This is a genomic window from Streptomyces sp. GC420 (assembly GCF_009916105.1).
Taxonomy (GTDB): Bacteria; Actinomycetota; Actinomycetes; order Streptomycetales; family Streptomycetaceae; genus Streptomyces.
The window spans coordinates 1-15,942 of the sequence record NZ_JAAAXQ010000179.1 but is presented as its reverse complement, the minus strand read 5'-3'; the positions used below and the strand labels follow the sequence as shown (position 1 = coordinate 15,942).

Here is a 15,942-nt window from a genome sequence, read left to right as displayed (position 1 = left end):
GCGTCCCCCCTGCGCCGCCGTCAGCGCGCGGGCACGCCCGCGGACTGAAGGACCGCCAGTTCCCGCTGGTAGGGGAAGGAGCCCGGCTCGTAGCCGCACCAGGGTTCCTCGGCGTACGCGTCGCCGGTGACCGCGTGGGCGCGCGAGCGGGAGCCGCCGCAGACGTGGCGGAACTCGCAGCGGCCGCAGCGGCCGCCGAGCCGGTCGGCGTCGCGCAGCCCGGCGAACAGTTCCGAGTCGCGGTAGATGTCGCTCAGCCGCTGCTCGCGCACATTGCCCGCCCCGAGCGGCAGGAAGCCGCTGGGGTGCACGGTGCCCGTGTGGGACACGAAGACGAAGCCGCGCCCCGCGTTGACGTCCAGCGGCGGACGCCGGGCCCGCCGCTCGCGCTCGTCCAGGCCCAGCTCGGCGGCGCGCCGCCGCAGTTCGCCGTACAGCGGGCCGAGCCCGAGTACGCCGACGTGCTCCTCGCCCCTCGCGGCCAGTACGGCGCGCTGGAGGGCGACCCGGCGGAAGTGGTGAGCCTCGGTGGTCTTCGCGGGCACGCACAGACCAACGTCGTAGACGAAGTTGAGGACGTCCTCCGTCTCTTCGGCCGTCAGGGCGTCGAGTTGCCTGCCGCGTCCGGTCGGTACGAGGAAGAACGCGCTCCAGAGCATGACCCCGTGCTTCTTCACCAACGCGGCGATCTCCGGCAGGTCGTGCAGGTTGTGCCGTGCGACGGTCGTGTTGACCTGCACCTTCATGCCCAGCCGACGGGCCGTGTCCCAGGCGTCCAGCGTCCACCGGTAGACCCCGCCGACGCCCCGGAATCCGTCGTGGAGCGAGGCCGTCGAACCGTCCAGGCTCAGCGAGAGACCGACGGCGCCCGCCTCCTGGACGGCGGTGAGGTTCGCCTCGGTGAGCGTGGGCGTGCCGGACGGGGACACGGCGACCCGTACGCCGGACAGGGTGCCGTAGGCGATGAGCTCCAGCAGGTCGGGGCGCTGGAAGGGGTCCCCGCCGGTGATCACGAACAGGGGCGCGGGACGGCCGAAGGCGGCGACCTGGTCCATCAGGTCCTTCGCCGCCCCCGTGTCCAGCTCGCGCGGGTCGCGGTCGGGGACCGCGACGGCCCGGCAGTGGCGGCAGGCCAGCGGGCAGGCCCTGGTCGACTCCCAGATGACGATGAACGGCTTGTCCGCGACATCCTGGTGCTGCCGGCGGACCGCCCGGACGCCGCTCACCACGCACCGCGCAGACAGCCGGCGACCCGCGCGGCGAGAGCCCCGACGACGGGGGCCCGGCCGCGCCGGGACCCCGGACACCGCCCGGGCGGAACGGCGCGCCGGGCGGGCGGCGGGCACTGCGCGGGGCGGCGGGCCCAGTACCGGTGACGGTCGTGCATGAGCGGTACCTCCGGTTCGGTCCCCGCCAGCATGCTGCGCGGCGGGTACCCGCAACCGGGGCCGACCGGTCCCGGCCACAGGGGCCGTTGGTCCCTGGCGTGGCGGCACTTCCCGGGCCACGTGGCACTCGTTGCAGGACGCATGGGCCCCAGTGCCGCGTCCGTCCGCGCACCTAGCGTCTCGCCACATGGAGATCGACACGAATGCCGGCCCCGTCGGCGCAGGCGAAGAGCGGAACTGGCCACTGCCCGGGCGGCGGTTGCTGACGCGCCGTGAGGTGTCCGCCGACGGCCGCGCCGTGTTCGGCACGGGCGACGGCGAGTGGGAGGGGTTCTACCGGGACCGCTGGGCGCACGACAAGGTGGTGCGCTCCACGCACGGGGTGAACTGCACCGGCTCCTGTTCCTGGATGGTGTACGTCAAGGACGGCATCATCACGTGGGAGCACCAGGCCACCGACTACCCCTCGATAGGCACCGACTGCCCCGAGTACGAACCGCGGGGCTGCCCCCGCGGCGCGTCGTTCTCCTGGTACACCTACTCGCCGAGCCGGGTCCGATACCCCTACGTGCGCGGCAAGCTGCTGAAGCTGTGGCGGGAGGCCCGCCGCCGGCTCGGCGACCCCGTCGCCGCCTGGGCGGAGATCACCGGCGACCCGGCCAAGGCCCGCGCCTACAAGAAGGCCCGCGGCAAGGGCGGGCTGGTGCGCGCGGACTGGGACGAGGCGGCCGAGCTGATCGCCGCCGCCCACGTGCACACCATCAAGACCTACGGCCCGGACCGCGTGGCCGGCTTCTCGCCCATCCCCGCCATGTCGATGGCGTCGTTCGCCGCGGGCGCGCGGTTCATGTCGCTGATCGGCGGCACCCTGCTGTCCTTCTACGACTGGTACGCCGACCTGCCCATCGCCTCCCCGCAGGTCTTCGGCGACCAGACCGACGTACCCGAGGCCGCGGACTGGTGGAACGCCGGCTACCTCATCATGTGGGGCTCCAACATCCCGGTCACCCGCACACCGGACGCACACTTCCTCACCGAGACCCGGTACAACGGCACCAAGGTCGTCGCCGTCAGCCCGGACTACGCCGACAACGTCAAGCACGCCGACGAGTGGATGGCCCCGCACCCCGGCACGGACGGGGCGCTCGCCATGGCGATGGGCCATGTCGTCCTGCGCGAGTTCCTCGTGGACCGCTCCACCCCGTACTTCCAGGACTACCTGCGCCGCTTCACCGACGCCCCGTTCCTGATCACGCTGCGCGAACGCGGCGGCGACATGGTGCCCGACCGCTTCCTCAACGCGGCCGACCTCGGTGACGACAGTGAGAACGCCCGGTTCAAGACCGTCCTCCTCGACAGCGCCGGCGGCGAGCCGGTGATCCCCAACGGCTCCCTCGGCTTCCGCTGGGGCGAGGAGGGGGAGGGCCACTGGAACCTGGAGCTGGGTGACACCGTGCCCGAGCTGAGCCTGCTGGAGAGCGCCGAGGACACGGTCACCGTGGCCCTGCCGCGCTTCGACGCGGGCACCACCGAGGGCGGCTCGGTCATGGTGCGCGGCGTTCCCGTCCGCCGGATCGGCGGCAAGCAGGTCACCACCGTCTTCGACCTGATGCTCGCCCAGTACGGCGTCCACCGTCCTGGCCTGCCCGGCACCTGGCCCGCCTCGTACGACGACGCCTCCCAGTCCTACACCCCCGCCTGGCAGGAGACCATCACCTCCGTCCCCGCCGCGCAGGCCGCCCGCATCGCCCGCGAGTTCGCCCGCAACGCCGAGCGCACCAAGGGCCGTTCGATGATCGCCATGGGAGCGGGCACCAACCACTGGTTCCACTCCGACACCATCTACCGGGCGTTCCTCGCACTCACCACCATGACCGGCTGCCAGGGCGTCAACGGCGGAGGCTGGGCCCACTACGTCGGGCAGGAGAAGGTCCGCCCGGTCACCGGCCTCCAGCACCTGGCGTTCGCGTTCGACTGGCAGCGCCCCACCCGTCACATGGCCGGCACGTCCTACTGGTACCTCAACACCGACCAGTGGCGGTACGAGGCCTTCGGCCCCGACGAACTGGCCTCACCCCTCGGCGAGGGACGCTTCAAGGGCCGCTCCACCGCCGACTGCCTGGCCCAGGCCGTCCGCATGGGCTGGACACCCGGACACCCCGGCTTCGACCGCAACCCCCTCGACCTGGCCGACGAGGCGGCGGCCAGGGGCCGCGGCGTCGCCGACCACGTCGTGGAGGAACTCAGGTCCGGCGCCCTGCGGTTCGCCGCCGAGGACCCGGACAACCCGGCGAACTTCCCCCGCGTCCTGACCGTGTGGCGGGCCAACCTGCTCGGCTCCTCCGGCAAGGGCAACGAGTACTTCCTGCGCCACCTGCTCGGCGCCGACGCCGCCGTACGCTCCGCCGAGACGCCGCCCGAGGGCCGTCCCGAAGAGGTCGTGTGGCGCGAGGAGGCCCCCGAGGGCAAGCTCGACCTGCTGGTCGCCATGGACTTCCGGATGACCTCGACGGGCCTCTTCGCCGACGTCGTCCTGCCCGCCGCCACCTGGTACGAGAAGGACGACCTGTCCAGCACGGACATGCACCCCTTCGTGCACGCCTTCACCCCGGCCATTCCGCCGCCCTGGCAGGCACGCACCGACTACGACACCTTCCTGACCGTCGCCGACCGCTTCAGCGAACTCGCCAAGGACCACCTCGGCACCCGCACCGACGTACTCGCCGTACCCCTCCAGCACGACACACCCGACGAGCTCGCCCAGCCCGGCGGCGTCGTCCGTGACTGGAAGAAGGGCGAGTGCGAACCGGTCCCCGGACGCACCATGCCCAAGCTGGTGACCGTCGAACGCGACTACGCGGCCGTCGCCGACAAGATGCGCGCCGTCGGCCCGCTGCTCGACACGCTCGGCACCACCACCAAGGGTGTAACCGTCCACCCCGACGAGGAACTGGAACGGCTGCGCCACACCAACGGCGCCGTGCGCGGCGGCGCCGCCGACGGCAGGCCGTCCCTGGCCACCGCGAGCGACATGTGCGAGGCGATCCTCGCCCTGTCCGGCACCACCAACGGACGGCTGGCCACCGCCGGCTTCAAGGCACTGGAGAAGCGGACCGGCACCGCGATGGCGGAACTGTCCGCCGAACGCGAGGCCGAACGGATCACCTTCGCCGACACCCGCGTCCAGCCCCGGTCCGTCATCACGTCGTACGAGTGGTCGGGCAGTGAGACCGGCGGCCGCCGCTACTCCCCGTTCGTCATCAACGTCGAGCACCGCAAGCCCTGGCACACCCTCACCGGCCGCCAGCACTTCTTCGTCGACCACGACTGGATGGCCGAACTCGGCGAGCAGCTCCCGGTCTTCCGCCCGCCGCTGAACACCGTCCGGCACTACGGCGACGAACGGCTCGGCGAGGACGGCCGTGCCGAGGTGACCGTCCGCTACCTCACCCCGCACTCCAAGTGGTCCATCCACTCCGAGTACCAGGACAACGCCTACATGCTCGCCCTGTCCCGCGGCGGCCCGGTCATCTGGATGAGCACCGCCGACGCCGAGAAGATCGGGGTCAGGGACAACGAGTGGATCGAGGCCTACAACCGCAACGGCGTCGTCGCCGCCCGCGCCGTCGTCACCCACCGGATGCCCGAGGGCACCGTGTACATGTACCACGCCAAGGACCGCACCGTGAACGTGCCGAAGACCGAGGTCAGCGGCAAGCGCGGCGGCATCCACAACTCCCTGACGCGGCTGCTGCTCAAGCCTTCCCACCTGGTGGGCGGCTACGCCCAGTTCACCTACGCCTTCAACTACTACGGGCCCACCGGCAACCAGCGCGACGAGGTCACCGTCATCCGCCGCCGCAGCCAGGAAGTGGAGTACTGACATGCCCCGTGGCTACAAGCCCATCGGCAGGGTGATGGCCCAGGTGGCCATGGTGATGAACCTCGACAAGTGCATCGGCTGCCACACCTGCTCGGTCACCTGCAAGCAGACCTGGACCAACCGCACCGGCGTCGAGTACGCCTGGTTCAACAACGTCGAGACCAAGCCCGGCGTCGGTTACCCCCGCCGCTACGAGGACCAGGAGCAGTGGAAGGGCGGCTGGATGCTCGACAAGCGCGGCCGGCTGGTGCTGCGCTCCGGCAGCCGCCTGGGGCGCCTCGCGTCCCTGTTCTCCAACCCCGACCTGCCCTCCATCGACGACTACTACGAGCCGGTCACCTACGACTACGACAACCTGGTCAGCGCCCCCGCGGGACAGGACGTGCCCGTCGCACGCCCCCGCTCCGTGCTCACCGGCCGCCCCACCTCCATCACCTGGGGCGCCAACTGGGAGGACGGCCTCGGCGGCGCTCCCGAACACGGCGCCGGCGACCCCAACCTGGGCGGCGAACTCGCCGAGAAGGTCAGGTTCGAGTTCGAGCAGACCTTCATGTTCCACCTGCCGAGGCTCTGCGAGCACTGCCTCAACCCGGCCTGCGTCTCGGCCTGCCCGTCCGGCGCCATGTACAAGCGCGCCGAGGACGGCATCGTCCTGGTCGACCAGGACCGCTGCCGCGGCTGGCGGATGTGCGTGACCGCGTGCCCGTACAAGAAGGTCTACATCAACCACGCCACCGGCAAGGCCGAGAAGTGCACCTTCTGCTTCCCGCGCATCGAGGCCGGCCAGCCCACCGTCTGCTCCGAGACCTGTGTCGGACGGCTGCGCTACCTCGGCCTCGTCCTCTACGACGCCGACCGGGTCGGCGAGGCCGCCGCCGTACCGGACGAGAAGGACCTCCTCGACGCCCAGCGCAATGTCTTCCTCGACCCCGCAGACCCCGAGGTCCGCGCCGCCGCCCGCGCCTCCGGCATTCCCGAGGACTGGATCGACGCCGCCCGCCGCTCACCCGTACGCGCCCTGATCAGCGAGTACAAGGTGGCCCTGCCGCTCCACCCGGAGTACCGCACCCTGCCCATGGTCTGGTACGTGCCGCCGCTGTCCCCGGTCCTGGACGCCGTGGGCGAGGCGGGCGGCGACGCCGACGACCCCGACCACGTCTTCGCCGCCGTCACCCGCCTGCGGATCCCCCTGGAATACCTGGCGAACCTGTTCACCGCCGGGGACGCCGACGTGGTCGCCGGAGTGCTGATGAAACTGACCGCACTGCGCAGCCACATGCGCTCCAGGACCCTCGGCGAGGAGGGCGAGGAAGCCGCCCTCGCCGCCGTGGGCCTCACCCCCGCCCAGGCCGAGGACATGCACCGGCTGCTGGCCGTCGCCAAGTACGCCGACCGCTATGTCGTCCCCGCCGCGCACAAGGAGGACGCCGCCGCGCTCGGCGCGATGGAGAACCGCTGCCCGGTCGAGACCTCGGGCGAAGCGGCGCCGGGCGGCGCGGGCCGCAAGGTGATGCTCGGCCTGCCCGCCCTGCGGCGCCGGTCCACGGCCTCCGACAACCCGGCAGGAGAACCCGCATGAGCGTCCGCCGTACCCTCGTCCGCCCCTCCGCGGGGCGTCCCGCCACCGGGCGCCGTGAGCACCTCACCCCCGAGGAGACCGAGCAGCGCGCGCACCTGCTGCGGCTGCTCTCCCTCCTGTTCCAGTACCCGGACGCCGAACTGGCCGCCGCCCGCCCCGCGCTCGCCGCGGCGGCGGCGGCCCTGCCGGACTCTCCCGCCGCGCACGAACTGTCCGCCTTCACCGCCTGGTTCGCCGTACAGCCCGCGGACAAGCTGGAGAGCCACTACGTCGAGGTCTTCGACCTGCGCCGCAAGAGCAGCCTCTACCTCACCTACTACCTGCACGGCGACACCCGCCGCCGCGGCATGGCGCTCCTCACCCTCGCCCGGACCTACCGGGCCGCGGGCTGGGACGCCGACGGCGGGGAACTGCCCGACCACCTGCCGGTCGTGCTGGAGTTCGCCGCCCTGGCCGGACCGGGCGCGGGGGAGGCGCCGCTGCGCCGGCACCGGCGCGGCCTGGAACTCATCCACCACGCCCTGTCGGACGTGCGGTCCCCCTACCACCGGCTGACCGCCGCACTGCTGTCCCTGCTCCCGCCGGCCACCCCCGCCGACCTGGCGGCGGTGGCACTGCTCGCCGCCGAGGGCCCACCCGCCGAGGACGTCGGCCTCGACCCGTACAGCGGCGCCGGGTTCGCCCCGCCGGGCACCTTCGTACCGCCTCCGCAGGCGCCCCCGACCCTGATGCCGCCCCTGACCTCACCGAAGGATCCGGAGACCCGCCGATGAGCGCGTTCAGCGCCGCCGCGACCACCCAGAGCCCCGCGACCGCGGCCACCGCCGTCAACAGCGCCGACCTGCTGCTGTGGGTCGCCGTCCCCTACATCTGCCTCGCCGTGTTCGCCGTCGGGCACGTCTGGCGCTACCGCAGGGACCAGTTCGGCTGGACCAGCCGCACCAGTCAGCTCCTGGAGCACCGCTGGCTGCGCTGGGGCGGCCCGCTCTTCCACCTGGGCGCCTTCGCGGTCATCGGCGGACACGTCGTCGGCCTCGCCATACCCGCATCCTGGACCGAGGCCGCAGGAATCAGCGAACACGCCTACCACACCGTGGCCGTGGGCCTCGGCTCCGTCGCCGGACTGGCCATGGTCGCCGGTCTCGGCATGCTCAGCGCCAGGCGCCTGCTCGCACCGCGCATCCGCACCACCACCAGCCACAGCGACAAGCTCCTCTTCCCGCTGCTGGCCGCCACCGTGCTGCTGGGCATCTCCGCCACCGTCGTCCACAACATCGCCGGCGGCGGATACGACTACCGCTCCACCGTCTCGCCCTGGTTCCGCGGCCTGTTCGCCCTGAGCCCGCGACCCGAGGCCATCGCCGACGCACCGCTGCTGTTCCAACTGCACGCCCTCTCCGCGTGCCTGCTCTTCGCTGCCTGGCCGTTCACCCGTCTGGTCCACGTGTGGAGCGCACCCATCGGCTACCTGTACCGCCCCTACCTCGTCTACCGCCGCAGGACGTCCCACACCCCGACGCCCGGGACCGTCGCCGCCCACCGGGGCCCCGACCCCCGGTCCGCCACCCGCTGAGGGCCGCACGGCACCGTGACGCCGCCGCGCACGACGGCCGGTCGGCGCGGCCCGAGGGCCCGAACGGCCCATCCGTCCCCACACGCCTTCCCACGAACCTGATACCGGGCGTGGACACCCGGCAGCCGGGACCCCGCCGTCCCGCGGCCGAACCGCCCCGGACACGACCCGACCGAGAGGCACATGATGCGCCCCCCTGAGGAGACCGCCGGCAGCACACGGCCGGGCGCGGGCGACCGTACCGCCCCGCCCGCCCGGCCGATGCTGATGCTCACGCTCGCAACCGTCGGATTCGCCGTCAACTTCTGGGCGTGGGCGCTGCTGAGCCCGCTCGGCCCGCGGCTCAAGGAGAACCTGGACCTCACCTCGTTCGAGCAGTCCCTGCTGGTCGCCGTGCCGGTGGTGGTCGGCTCACTGGGCCGGATCCCGGTGGGCGCGCTCACCGACAGGTTCGGCGGACGGGTGATGTTCCCCCTGGTGTCGGCGGCCACCATCGTCCCCGTGCTCTATCTGGGGCTCGCCGGGCACTCCTCACTGGGCGCGCTCCTGGTCGGCGGCTTCTTCCTCGGCATCGGCGGCACCGCCTTCGCCGTCGGCGTGCCGTTCGTCAGCGCGTGGTTCCCGCCCGAGCGGCGCGGCCTGGCGGTCGGCGTCTTCGGCGCCGGCATGGGCGGCACCGCGATCAGCGCGCTGACGACGGTGCAGCTGGTCGACGCGAACGGCATGGCGGGCCCCTTCCTCATCACCGCCGGAGTCCTGGCCGCGTACGCCGTCCTCGCCGCCGTACTGCTGCGCGACGCCCCCGGACGCACCGTACCCACCGAGCCGCTGGCGCGGCGGCTGGCCGACACCGTGCGGCTTCCCGTCACCTGGCAGGCGTCCGCCCTCTACGCGGTCGCCTTCGGCGGGTACGTCGCCTTCTCCGTCTACCTGCCGACCTACCTGAAGACCGGTTACGGGCTCGCGCAGGCGGACGCCGCGAACCGGATGGCCGGGTTCGTGCTGCTCGCGGTCGCGATGCGCCCGGTCGGCGGCTGGCTGTCGGACCGCATGGGACCGACCAGGGTGCTGGGCGGGGCACTGGCGGTCGTGGTCGCGGGCGCGGCCGTGCAGGCGGCCACCCCCTCGCTGGTGCCGGTGGGCACCGTCGCCTTCCTGGCCATGGCCGCCGCGCTCGGCGCGGGCAGCGGTGCGACGTTCGCCCTGGTGGCGCTGCTGGCGCCGGCGAACAAGGTGGGGTCCGTCACCGGCGTCGTCGGCGCCGCGGGCGGACTGGGCGGCTTCGTGCCGCCGCTGCTGATGGGCGCCGTCTACGGCGCCTACGGGACGTACGCGATGGGGCTGGTCCTCCTCGTCCTGGTGGCGGCCGCCGCCCTGGCCTTCACCGTCACCCGGGTACGGCGTGCCGCGGCCCCGGGCGCGGGCGGCCGCGCCACCAACCCGGCCTGACACCACCCGCCCCGGCACCCCGGGTCCCGGGTGGGCTTCCCGGTCGGCCGGTGTCCGGCCCGCCGGGGACACCCGGGACGCCCGGGGCGCCCTTCCGGCCCGGTCCTCGCCCTCGCGGGAGCCCGGGCATCCGGCAGAAAGGAATCCGATGAACGACCACGCCGTCCGCCACGCAGGCGGGACGTCACCCCATGTCGTGGTGGTCGGGGGCGGCATCGCCGGCCTGGCCGCCGCCGCCCGGCTCGGCGGCGCGGCGGGCGGAACGGGGGTGTCCGCCCGTGTGACCCTGCTGGAGGCCGCCGACCGGCTCGGCGGCAAGCTCCGCCTCGGCGAGGTGGGCGGCATACCCGTGGACGTCGGAGCCGAGGCGGTGTTCGTCCAGCAGCCGGCGGTCCTCGACCTGGCCCGGCACGCCGGCCTGGCCGACGACCTGGAGCCGCCGTCCACGGCCGAGGCGGCCATCTGGACCCGCGGGGCCCTGCGCCCCCTGCCCAGGGGCCATGTGATGGGCATACCGGGAGACCTCGACGCCCTTGCCGACTCCGGAGTGCTGTCCGCCGAGGGGCTGGCCCGTGTCGGCCAGGACCTCCACCTCCCGCGCACCGAGGTCGGGGACGACATCGCCATCGGCAGGTACGTCGCGGCCCGGATGGGCCGCGAGGTGGTCGACCGGCTGGTGGAACCCCTCCTCGGCGGCGTCTACGCGGGACACGCCGACCGCATCTCGATGCGCGCCGCCCTGCCCCGGCTGCTGACCGTCGCGGGCAACGAGCGGTCCGTGATCGAGGGCATCCGCCGGATGCGGGGACCGCAGCCCGGCGGCTCTCCGGACAAGGCCGCGCCGCCGCCCTTCCGCAGCGTCCGGGGCGGTCTGGGGCGGCTCCCGCTCGCCGTCGCGGAGGCATGCCGGGCCGCGGGCGCGGACCTCCGCACCGGAACCGCGGTCCGCGACCTCCGCCGCGCCGGGGAGGCGTGGCAGCTCACCGTGGAGGGCCCGGAAGGCATGCGGCGCATCGAGGCCGACGCCGTGGTGCTGGCCGTGCCCGCACCCGCCGCCGCACGGCTGCTGGCCCGCGAGGCACCGGCCGCTGCGGCCGAGCTCATGGCCGTGGAGTACGCCGACATGGCACTGGTCACCCTGGTGTTCCGGCGGTCCGACCTGCCCCTCGAACCGCGGGGCAGCGGCTTCCTGGTCCCGCCGGTGGACGGCCGCACCATCAAGGCCTCCACCTTCCTCAGCAACAAGTGGGGGTGGCTGGCCGAGTCGGCGCCCGACCACCTGGTCGTACGGACATCGGTCGGCCGGCACGGCGAGGACACCGCCATGATCCTCGACGACGAGGAGCTCGTGGCCCGCTCGTGCGCCGAACTCGCCGAGGCCGCGGGACTGACCGCCGAGCCGTACGCCGGCGCCGTCACCCGCTGGGCCACCGGCCTGCCGCAGTACGTGGTGGGCCACGGCGAGCGGGTGGCACGCGTCCGCGGGGAGGTGGCGAAGCTCCGGACGCTGGCGGTGTGCGGAGCGGCGTACGACGGTGTGGGCATCACCGCGTGCGTCGACAGCGCCCGGCGCGCCGCCGGGGACATCGCCTCACATCTCGGGAGCCGCGCCGTCCCCGCCTGACGCCTGCCGGACCGCGACGGGCCGGCTGGCCCTGCCCGGCCCGTCCGGCCTGTCGCGTGCGACCGGTGCCTTCCGCGCGTCCGGCAGGTGCCCGTCCCGCGGCCGGGCCGTCTCGCGGTGTTCACGTTCCACGGCCTGCCCCCAGGACGTCCCGGCGACCATGAGCGCCGCTCCGAGCGCCGCGAGGACGGTGAGCCGTTCGCCGCCGACGGCGATGCCGACCGCCAGGGCCCACACCGGCTCGGTCCCCAGCAGCAGGCCGGCCCGTCCGGCGGAGGTGCGCTGCACCGCCCACGTCTGGGCCAGGAAGGCGAAGACACTGCAGAACAGTGCGAGATGCAGCAACTCGGCCCAGGTCGTGGCACTCGCACGGGCCAGGGTGGGCAGGTCGCCCGCGACGGGCAACAGGAACAGCGCCGATCCGACGACGGTCTGCACGGTCGTCAGATGGAGCGGACGCAGGGCACGGCGCTCGCTGAGCCGGCCGACGACCACGACGTGGGCCGCCCGTACCACCGCGGCGGCGAGTATCAGCAGATCGCCGCCGCGCGGAGCGTGCAGCCCGGACCCCGCGGCCATGAGCAGCCCGACGGCCACCACGCACACACCGGCCGCGGCGAAGAATCGCGGCGGCAGCCCCCGGCCCCCGCCCCGGTCGAGCAGCGGGGTGAGCACCATGGTCAGGCTGATGATCAGGCCGGCGTTCGCCGCGCTGGTGTGCGCGACGCCGTAGGTCTCGAGCAGCAGGACGGCCGCCTGGGTGACGCCGAGCAGCGTTCCGGCACGCGCCTCGTCGCGGGTCCAGCGCGGGCGCCCCCGCGCGGTGGCGATGGCGAGACACGCGACGGCGGAGATCGCGTAACGCGCGAACAGCACCATCAGCACGGGGAGGGCGGCGGTGGCGGTCTTGGCCGCGAGATAGCTGGAACCCCAGACGATCGCGACCAGCAGGAGTACCGCATCGGTACGGCGGGCAGCAGGCACGCCCCCACGGTGCCCCACCAGCAATCTGAAGCCCAGAGCCAACTTCTCAAACAACCTTTTAGCTTCACTACACTCACCGTATGAACGAACGGCAGCTCCGGATCCTGCGGGAGCTCGGGGAGCTGGGGAGCGTCACCGCCGCCGCCGAGGCGCTGCTCATGACACCGTCGGCGATCTCCCAGCAACTGCGGCTGCTGCAACGCTCCGTCCCCGTCCCGCTGACCGAGCGCGACGGGCGCCGACTGGTGCTCACCGACGCGGGTCAGGCGCTCGCCGACGCGGCGGCCGGGGTCGAGACCGCCCTGGCCCGGGCCCGGCACTCCATGGACGAGTTCGTCGACAGGCCGGACGGCGGCGTGTCGGTGGCTGCCTTCCACAGTGCCGCCGCGGCGTTCTTCCCCGTCCTGCTGAGCGCCTGCGGCGCGGCGGACCGGCCGCGGCTCACCCTCGCCGACGAGGACGTGGCCCAGGACCGCTTCCCGAGACTCACCCGCGAGTACGACCTCGTACTCGCCCATCGACTCGACCACGCACCGTCGTGGCCGCGCGGCGTCGCGGTCACCACGCTGCTGCGCGAGCCGCTCGACGTCGCGCTGCCGACCGGCCATCCGCTGGCCGCCAGGGGGAGCCTGGCGCCGTCCGACGTGGCGGACCAGCCCTGGATCACGGTGCACGACGGGTTCCCGCTGATGGCCACCATCGAGGCCATCGGCGCCGCGGCGAACCGCCCGCTCGACGTCGTCCACCGCATCAACGAGTTCACCGTGGTCGCCGAGGCCGTCGCCGCGGGCGGCGGCCTCGCCCTGATGCCGCGCTGGACCACGCGTCCGCACCCCGAGGTGGTCCTCAGACCTCTCGACGGCGTGCACGCGCGACGCCACATCGATGCCCTCCACCGTCCCGAACGCACCGCGCGCAGGGCGGTCAGGACGGTGCTCGCCGAACTGGTCGGCGCCGCGGCGGCGATCCGGAGCCGGGACGGCGGCTGAGCGGCCCGCCGCGGCGAGGGCCCCTCAGCCCAGCCGCCAGGTCTGGTTCCCCCCGCCGTGGCAGTTGAAGAGAATCATCGGGGTTCCGTTGGAGGTGCCGCCGTCGTAGGCGTCGACGCACTTCGTCGCGCTCCGCGCCACCAGGTCCTCGGTGGCGTTGAGATGGAACTGCTGTGCCGGGTTGCCGGAGCAGTGGGCCACCTGGATGTGCGTGTAGTTCTCCGCCGAGCCCCAGGCGAGGTCCATGCACATGTTCAGGGAGCGGATGGTGCCGTCCGACCGGAAGTCCCACTTCTGGTTGTCGGAGCCGTTGCAGGTCCACAGGAACAGCTGGGTGCCGTCGGAACCCGTGCCCGCGCTCAGGCACTTGCCCGACTTCTCGTTCACCAGGGGGCGCCCGGGGACCGTGGTCCGGGTGACGGTCTTCTCGCTCGTGGTGTCCGTCCGGGGCTTGCTCTGCTGTGTCTTCTCCTGCGCCTCGGTGCTGTTCTTCCGCGTGGTCTCCCGGGTCTTCGCGGCGGTACGCCGGGGCTCGGAGGACGACGGCGACGGCTCGGTCCGCGCCTTGGACGGCCGCTGCCCCCTCCGGCTCGGGGAAGCGCTGGGGGACGGTGAGGCGGACTCGGCCGCGTAGGCGTCGGGCAGCACGGGAGAGGTGTCGTCCAGCACCGTCCCGGAGCCGTCCTCGTCCGAGGCGACGCTCTTGCCGTCACCGCTGTCACCACCTTCGGACGCGACGAGGAACGGTACGGCGAGGAGAACGGCCCCCGCGATCGCCGCGGCCGCGAGAAGCGGCTTGTTCGGCCGGGCGGAGGGCGGCTGCTCGGCCTCCGGGACGGCGGCCGAGGCCTCTGGAGCGGTCGCCGCGGCGGTCGAGGCGGGCGCGGTCGACTCGGCCTCCGCCTCCTCGCGCCGCGTTCTCCTTCTCCTCCATCGTCCCGCGGCGGGAGCCGGGCCCTCGCCGGTCTGTGACTCCGACTCCGCGTCCGGTGCCGCCTCGGCTTCCGCCGTTGCCGTTGCCGCTGCTTCTGCTTCTGCCTCTGTCTCTGCATCGGGCAGGCTCGCGGCGCCCGGTGCGTTCTCCGGGCCGGTGGCGCCCTGCGGCGCGGCCGCCGCGGCGCGCGACGGCGCGGGCTCGGCGGCGGGTCCAGGCCCGGTCACGGCCTCCGCCTCCGCCCCCGCCCGTGCTCCGGCGCGCGGGGCGAGGGCCGGGGCGGGGCCCGACTCGCCGATCACCTGCGGCAGGGTGGTGGCCCGCCGCACCTGCGGCGGCTTCGGTGAACCCTCTTGAGACGGCATCAACGGTCCTTTCCATGGGTGTGCGGGCCGAGCGGACCCGAACAGCGGTCGGGCCATGTCCCCGGACCGGCTGCCGCGGCCGGAAGCCGGCTCAGCGATTCGTCGAGCCGGGCCAGTGCGGCCCGGTCCTGCTCGTCCAGTGGGCCCTGTCGCACGGGGGCACCCGGCCGGGGGACGGGAAGCTCGCGCAGGAGGACCATGGGAGCGCCCGATTCGGCGGATCGCACGCCGAGGACCCGGAACGCCGACCCCGGCGGGAAGACCACCTCGTCGTGCGCGGCGGTGGTGCTCGGCGCGTCGACCAACTGCCGGATCCGCCGGCCGGATGCCGACCAGATGGCGTAGCAAGGCCCCTCGGAGTACCTGCTGTTGGCGTTCAGCGGCAGCGCGCTCGCGGGCGCGGGCTCGCGCAGCACGCTGCCGACCGGAAGGGCGTCCCATCCCGGAGCCGCGCCGCGCAGGACGGTGCCCCGGAACGAGGGCAGCCTCCGGAGCCCGGAGGCCACACAGGCGGCGTACGGGAGCAGCCGGGCGTCCCCGTCACGGAGCGCGCGTTGCAGCTCCGCGTCGGCCAGTGGACCCTCGCGGGTGCGGAGATAGAGCTGAAGGGCGATCAGGTCCACGCGTGCCGACTCCTGTTCGCGGCCGCGCAGCGCGGGCAACCGCGAGAGCGTGCGGGTCACCGCCGCCCCGTACCGTTCCCACACCGGCTCCGCCAGCGACCGGAACGCGTTCCGCTCGGCCTCCGTGCTGCTGTGGCCCGGGAGGAGGGGAACCGGGGTGAGGACCGCCACGGGGGCGGTGTCCGGTCCCGCAGCGGTGGCGGGCACGGCCGGTGTCCCGGACGCGGCGTCCGGCAGGGCACCACGGCGCTCCCGGGCCGCGCCCGGGGAGGCTCCCGGCGCGGGCCCCGGCAACGGGTCCGGCCGGCGGTCCGGCGCGGGCCCGGAGACACGGCCCCGTTCCGGCTGCTGCCCGCGGGCGGGTGACGGCTGCCGTCCCCGCTCCGGGGCGGCGGGCGGACCGGCGGGCAACGGGGCCGACGGGGCCGGGTGTGCCCCGGTATCAGGGCCGTTGGCCGTCGTGGGCGCCCCACCGACCAGGCGCGGACGCGTCGCCGGGCCGGGCACGGGATCGCTCCCACCGGCTCCCGGCACCGGCCCGGCCGTTGTTC

11 protein-coding genes are annotated in these 15,942 nt (G+C 73.8%); 7 read left to right on the top strand and 4 right to left on the bottom strand.

Features of this window, described 5'->3' with window-relative positions; all coding sequences use genetic code 11:
• Positions 1-20: 20 nt before the first annotated feature.
• Positions 21-1,226: a TIGR04053 family radical SAM/SPASM domain-containing protein gene (locus GUY61_RS21630; RefSeq protein WP_313896777.1), complete on the bottom strand. Its 1,206-nt coding sequence runs from the start codon at positions 1,224-1,226 to the stop codon at positions 21-23.
• A 349-nt stretch (positions 1,227-1,575) separates the two neighbouring features.
• Between GUY61_RS21630 and GUY61_RS21625 the strand changes: the two genes are divergently transcribed.
• The 6 genes from GUY61_RS21625 (at position 1,576) to hemG (ending at position 11,496) form a co-directional block, all read left to right on the top strand.
• On the top strand, positions 1,576-5,271 hold the full coding sequence (locus tag GUY61_RS21625) for a nitrate reductase subunit alpha (RefSeq protein WP_166631875.1): 3,696 nt from the start codon (positions 1,576-1,578) through the stop codon (positions 5,269-5,271).
• A 1-nt stretch (position 5,272) separates the two neighbouring features.
• Complete coding sequence (gene narH, locus GUY61_RS21620) at positions 5,273-6,850, top strand: nitrate reductase subunit beta (protein ID WP_166631874.1); 1,578 nt, start codon at positions 5,273-5,275, stop codon at positions 6,848-6,850.
• Positions 6,847-7,623, top strand: a complete 777-nt coding sequence (narJ, locus tag GUY61_RS21615; RefSeq protein ID WP_166631873.1) for a nitrate reductase molybdenum cofactor assembly chaperone — start codon at positions 6,847-6,849, stop codon at positions 7,621-7,623. The genes narH and narJ overlap by 4 nt, the downstream gene beginning before the upstream one ends.
• Positions 7,620-8,423 (top strand): respiratory nitrate reductase subunit gamma, encoded by an 804-nt coding sequence (narI, locus tag GUY61_RS21610; RefSeq protein WP_166631872.1) that lies wholly within the window; start codon positions 7,620-7,622, stop codon positions 8,421-8,423. The genes narJ and narI overlap by 4 nt, the downstream gene beginning before the upstream one ends.
• A gap of 267 nt (positions 8,424-8,690) precedes the next feature.
• A complete protein-coding gene (locus GUY61_RS21605) occupies positions 8,691-9,872 on the top strand; it encodes an MFS transporter (RefSeq protein ID WP_398956381.1) in 1,182 nt (393 codons plus the stop codon).
• 148 nt (positions 9,873-10,020) lie between these two features.
• On the top strand, positions 10,021-11,496 hold the full coding sequence (gene hemG, locus GUY61_RS21600; protein ID WP_166631871.1) for a protoporphyrinogen oxidase: 1,476 nt from the start codon (positions 10,021-10,023) through the stop codon (positions 11,494-11,496).
• On the opposite strand, the gene GUY61_RS21595 is transcribed toward hemG, so the two are convergent.
• Positions 11,464-12,480 carry a DMT family transporter gene (locus tag GUY61_RS21595; RefSeq protein ID WP_166631870.1) on the bottom strand — a complete coding sequence of 339 codons (1,017 nt, stop codon included), beginning with the start codon at positions 12,478-12,480 and terminating at the stop codon, positions 11,464-11,466. The genes hemG and GUY61_RS21595 overlap by 33 nt on opposite strands.
• 80 nt (positions 12,481-12,560) lie before the next feature.
• Between GUY61_RS21595 and GUY61_RS21590 the strand changes: the two genes are divergently transcribed.
• Complete coding sequence (locus GUY61_RS21590; RefSeq protein WP_166631869.1) at positions 12,561-13,469, top strand: LysR family transcriptional regulator; 909 nt, start codon at positions 12,561-12,563, stop codon at positions 13,467-13,469.
• Between the two features lie 24 nt (positions 13,470-13,493).
• On the opposite strand, the gene GUY61_RS21585 is transcribed toward GUY61_RS21590, so the two are convergent.
• Positions 13,494-14,768, bottom strand: a complete 1,275-nt coding sequence (locus GUY61_RS21585) for an RICIN domain-containing protein (protein WP_166631868.1) — start codon at positions 14,766-14,768, stop codon at positions 13,494-13,496.
• The gene (locus tag GUY61_RS21580) at positions 14,768-15,598 is read right to left on the bottom strand and encodes a hypothetical protein (protein ID WP_166631867.1); all 831 of its coding nucleotides are present in this window, start codon (positions 15,596-15,598) and stop codon (positions 14,768-14,770) included. Before GUY61_RS21580 ends, GUY61_RS21585 begins: the two co-directional genes overlap by 1 nt.
• Between the last annotated feature and the right edge of the window lie 344 nt (positions 15,599-15,942).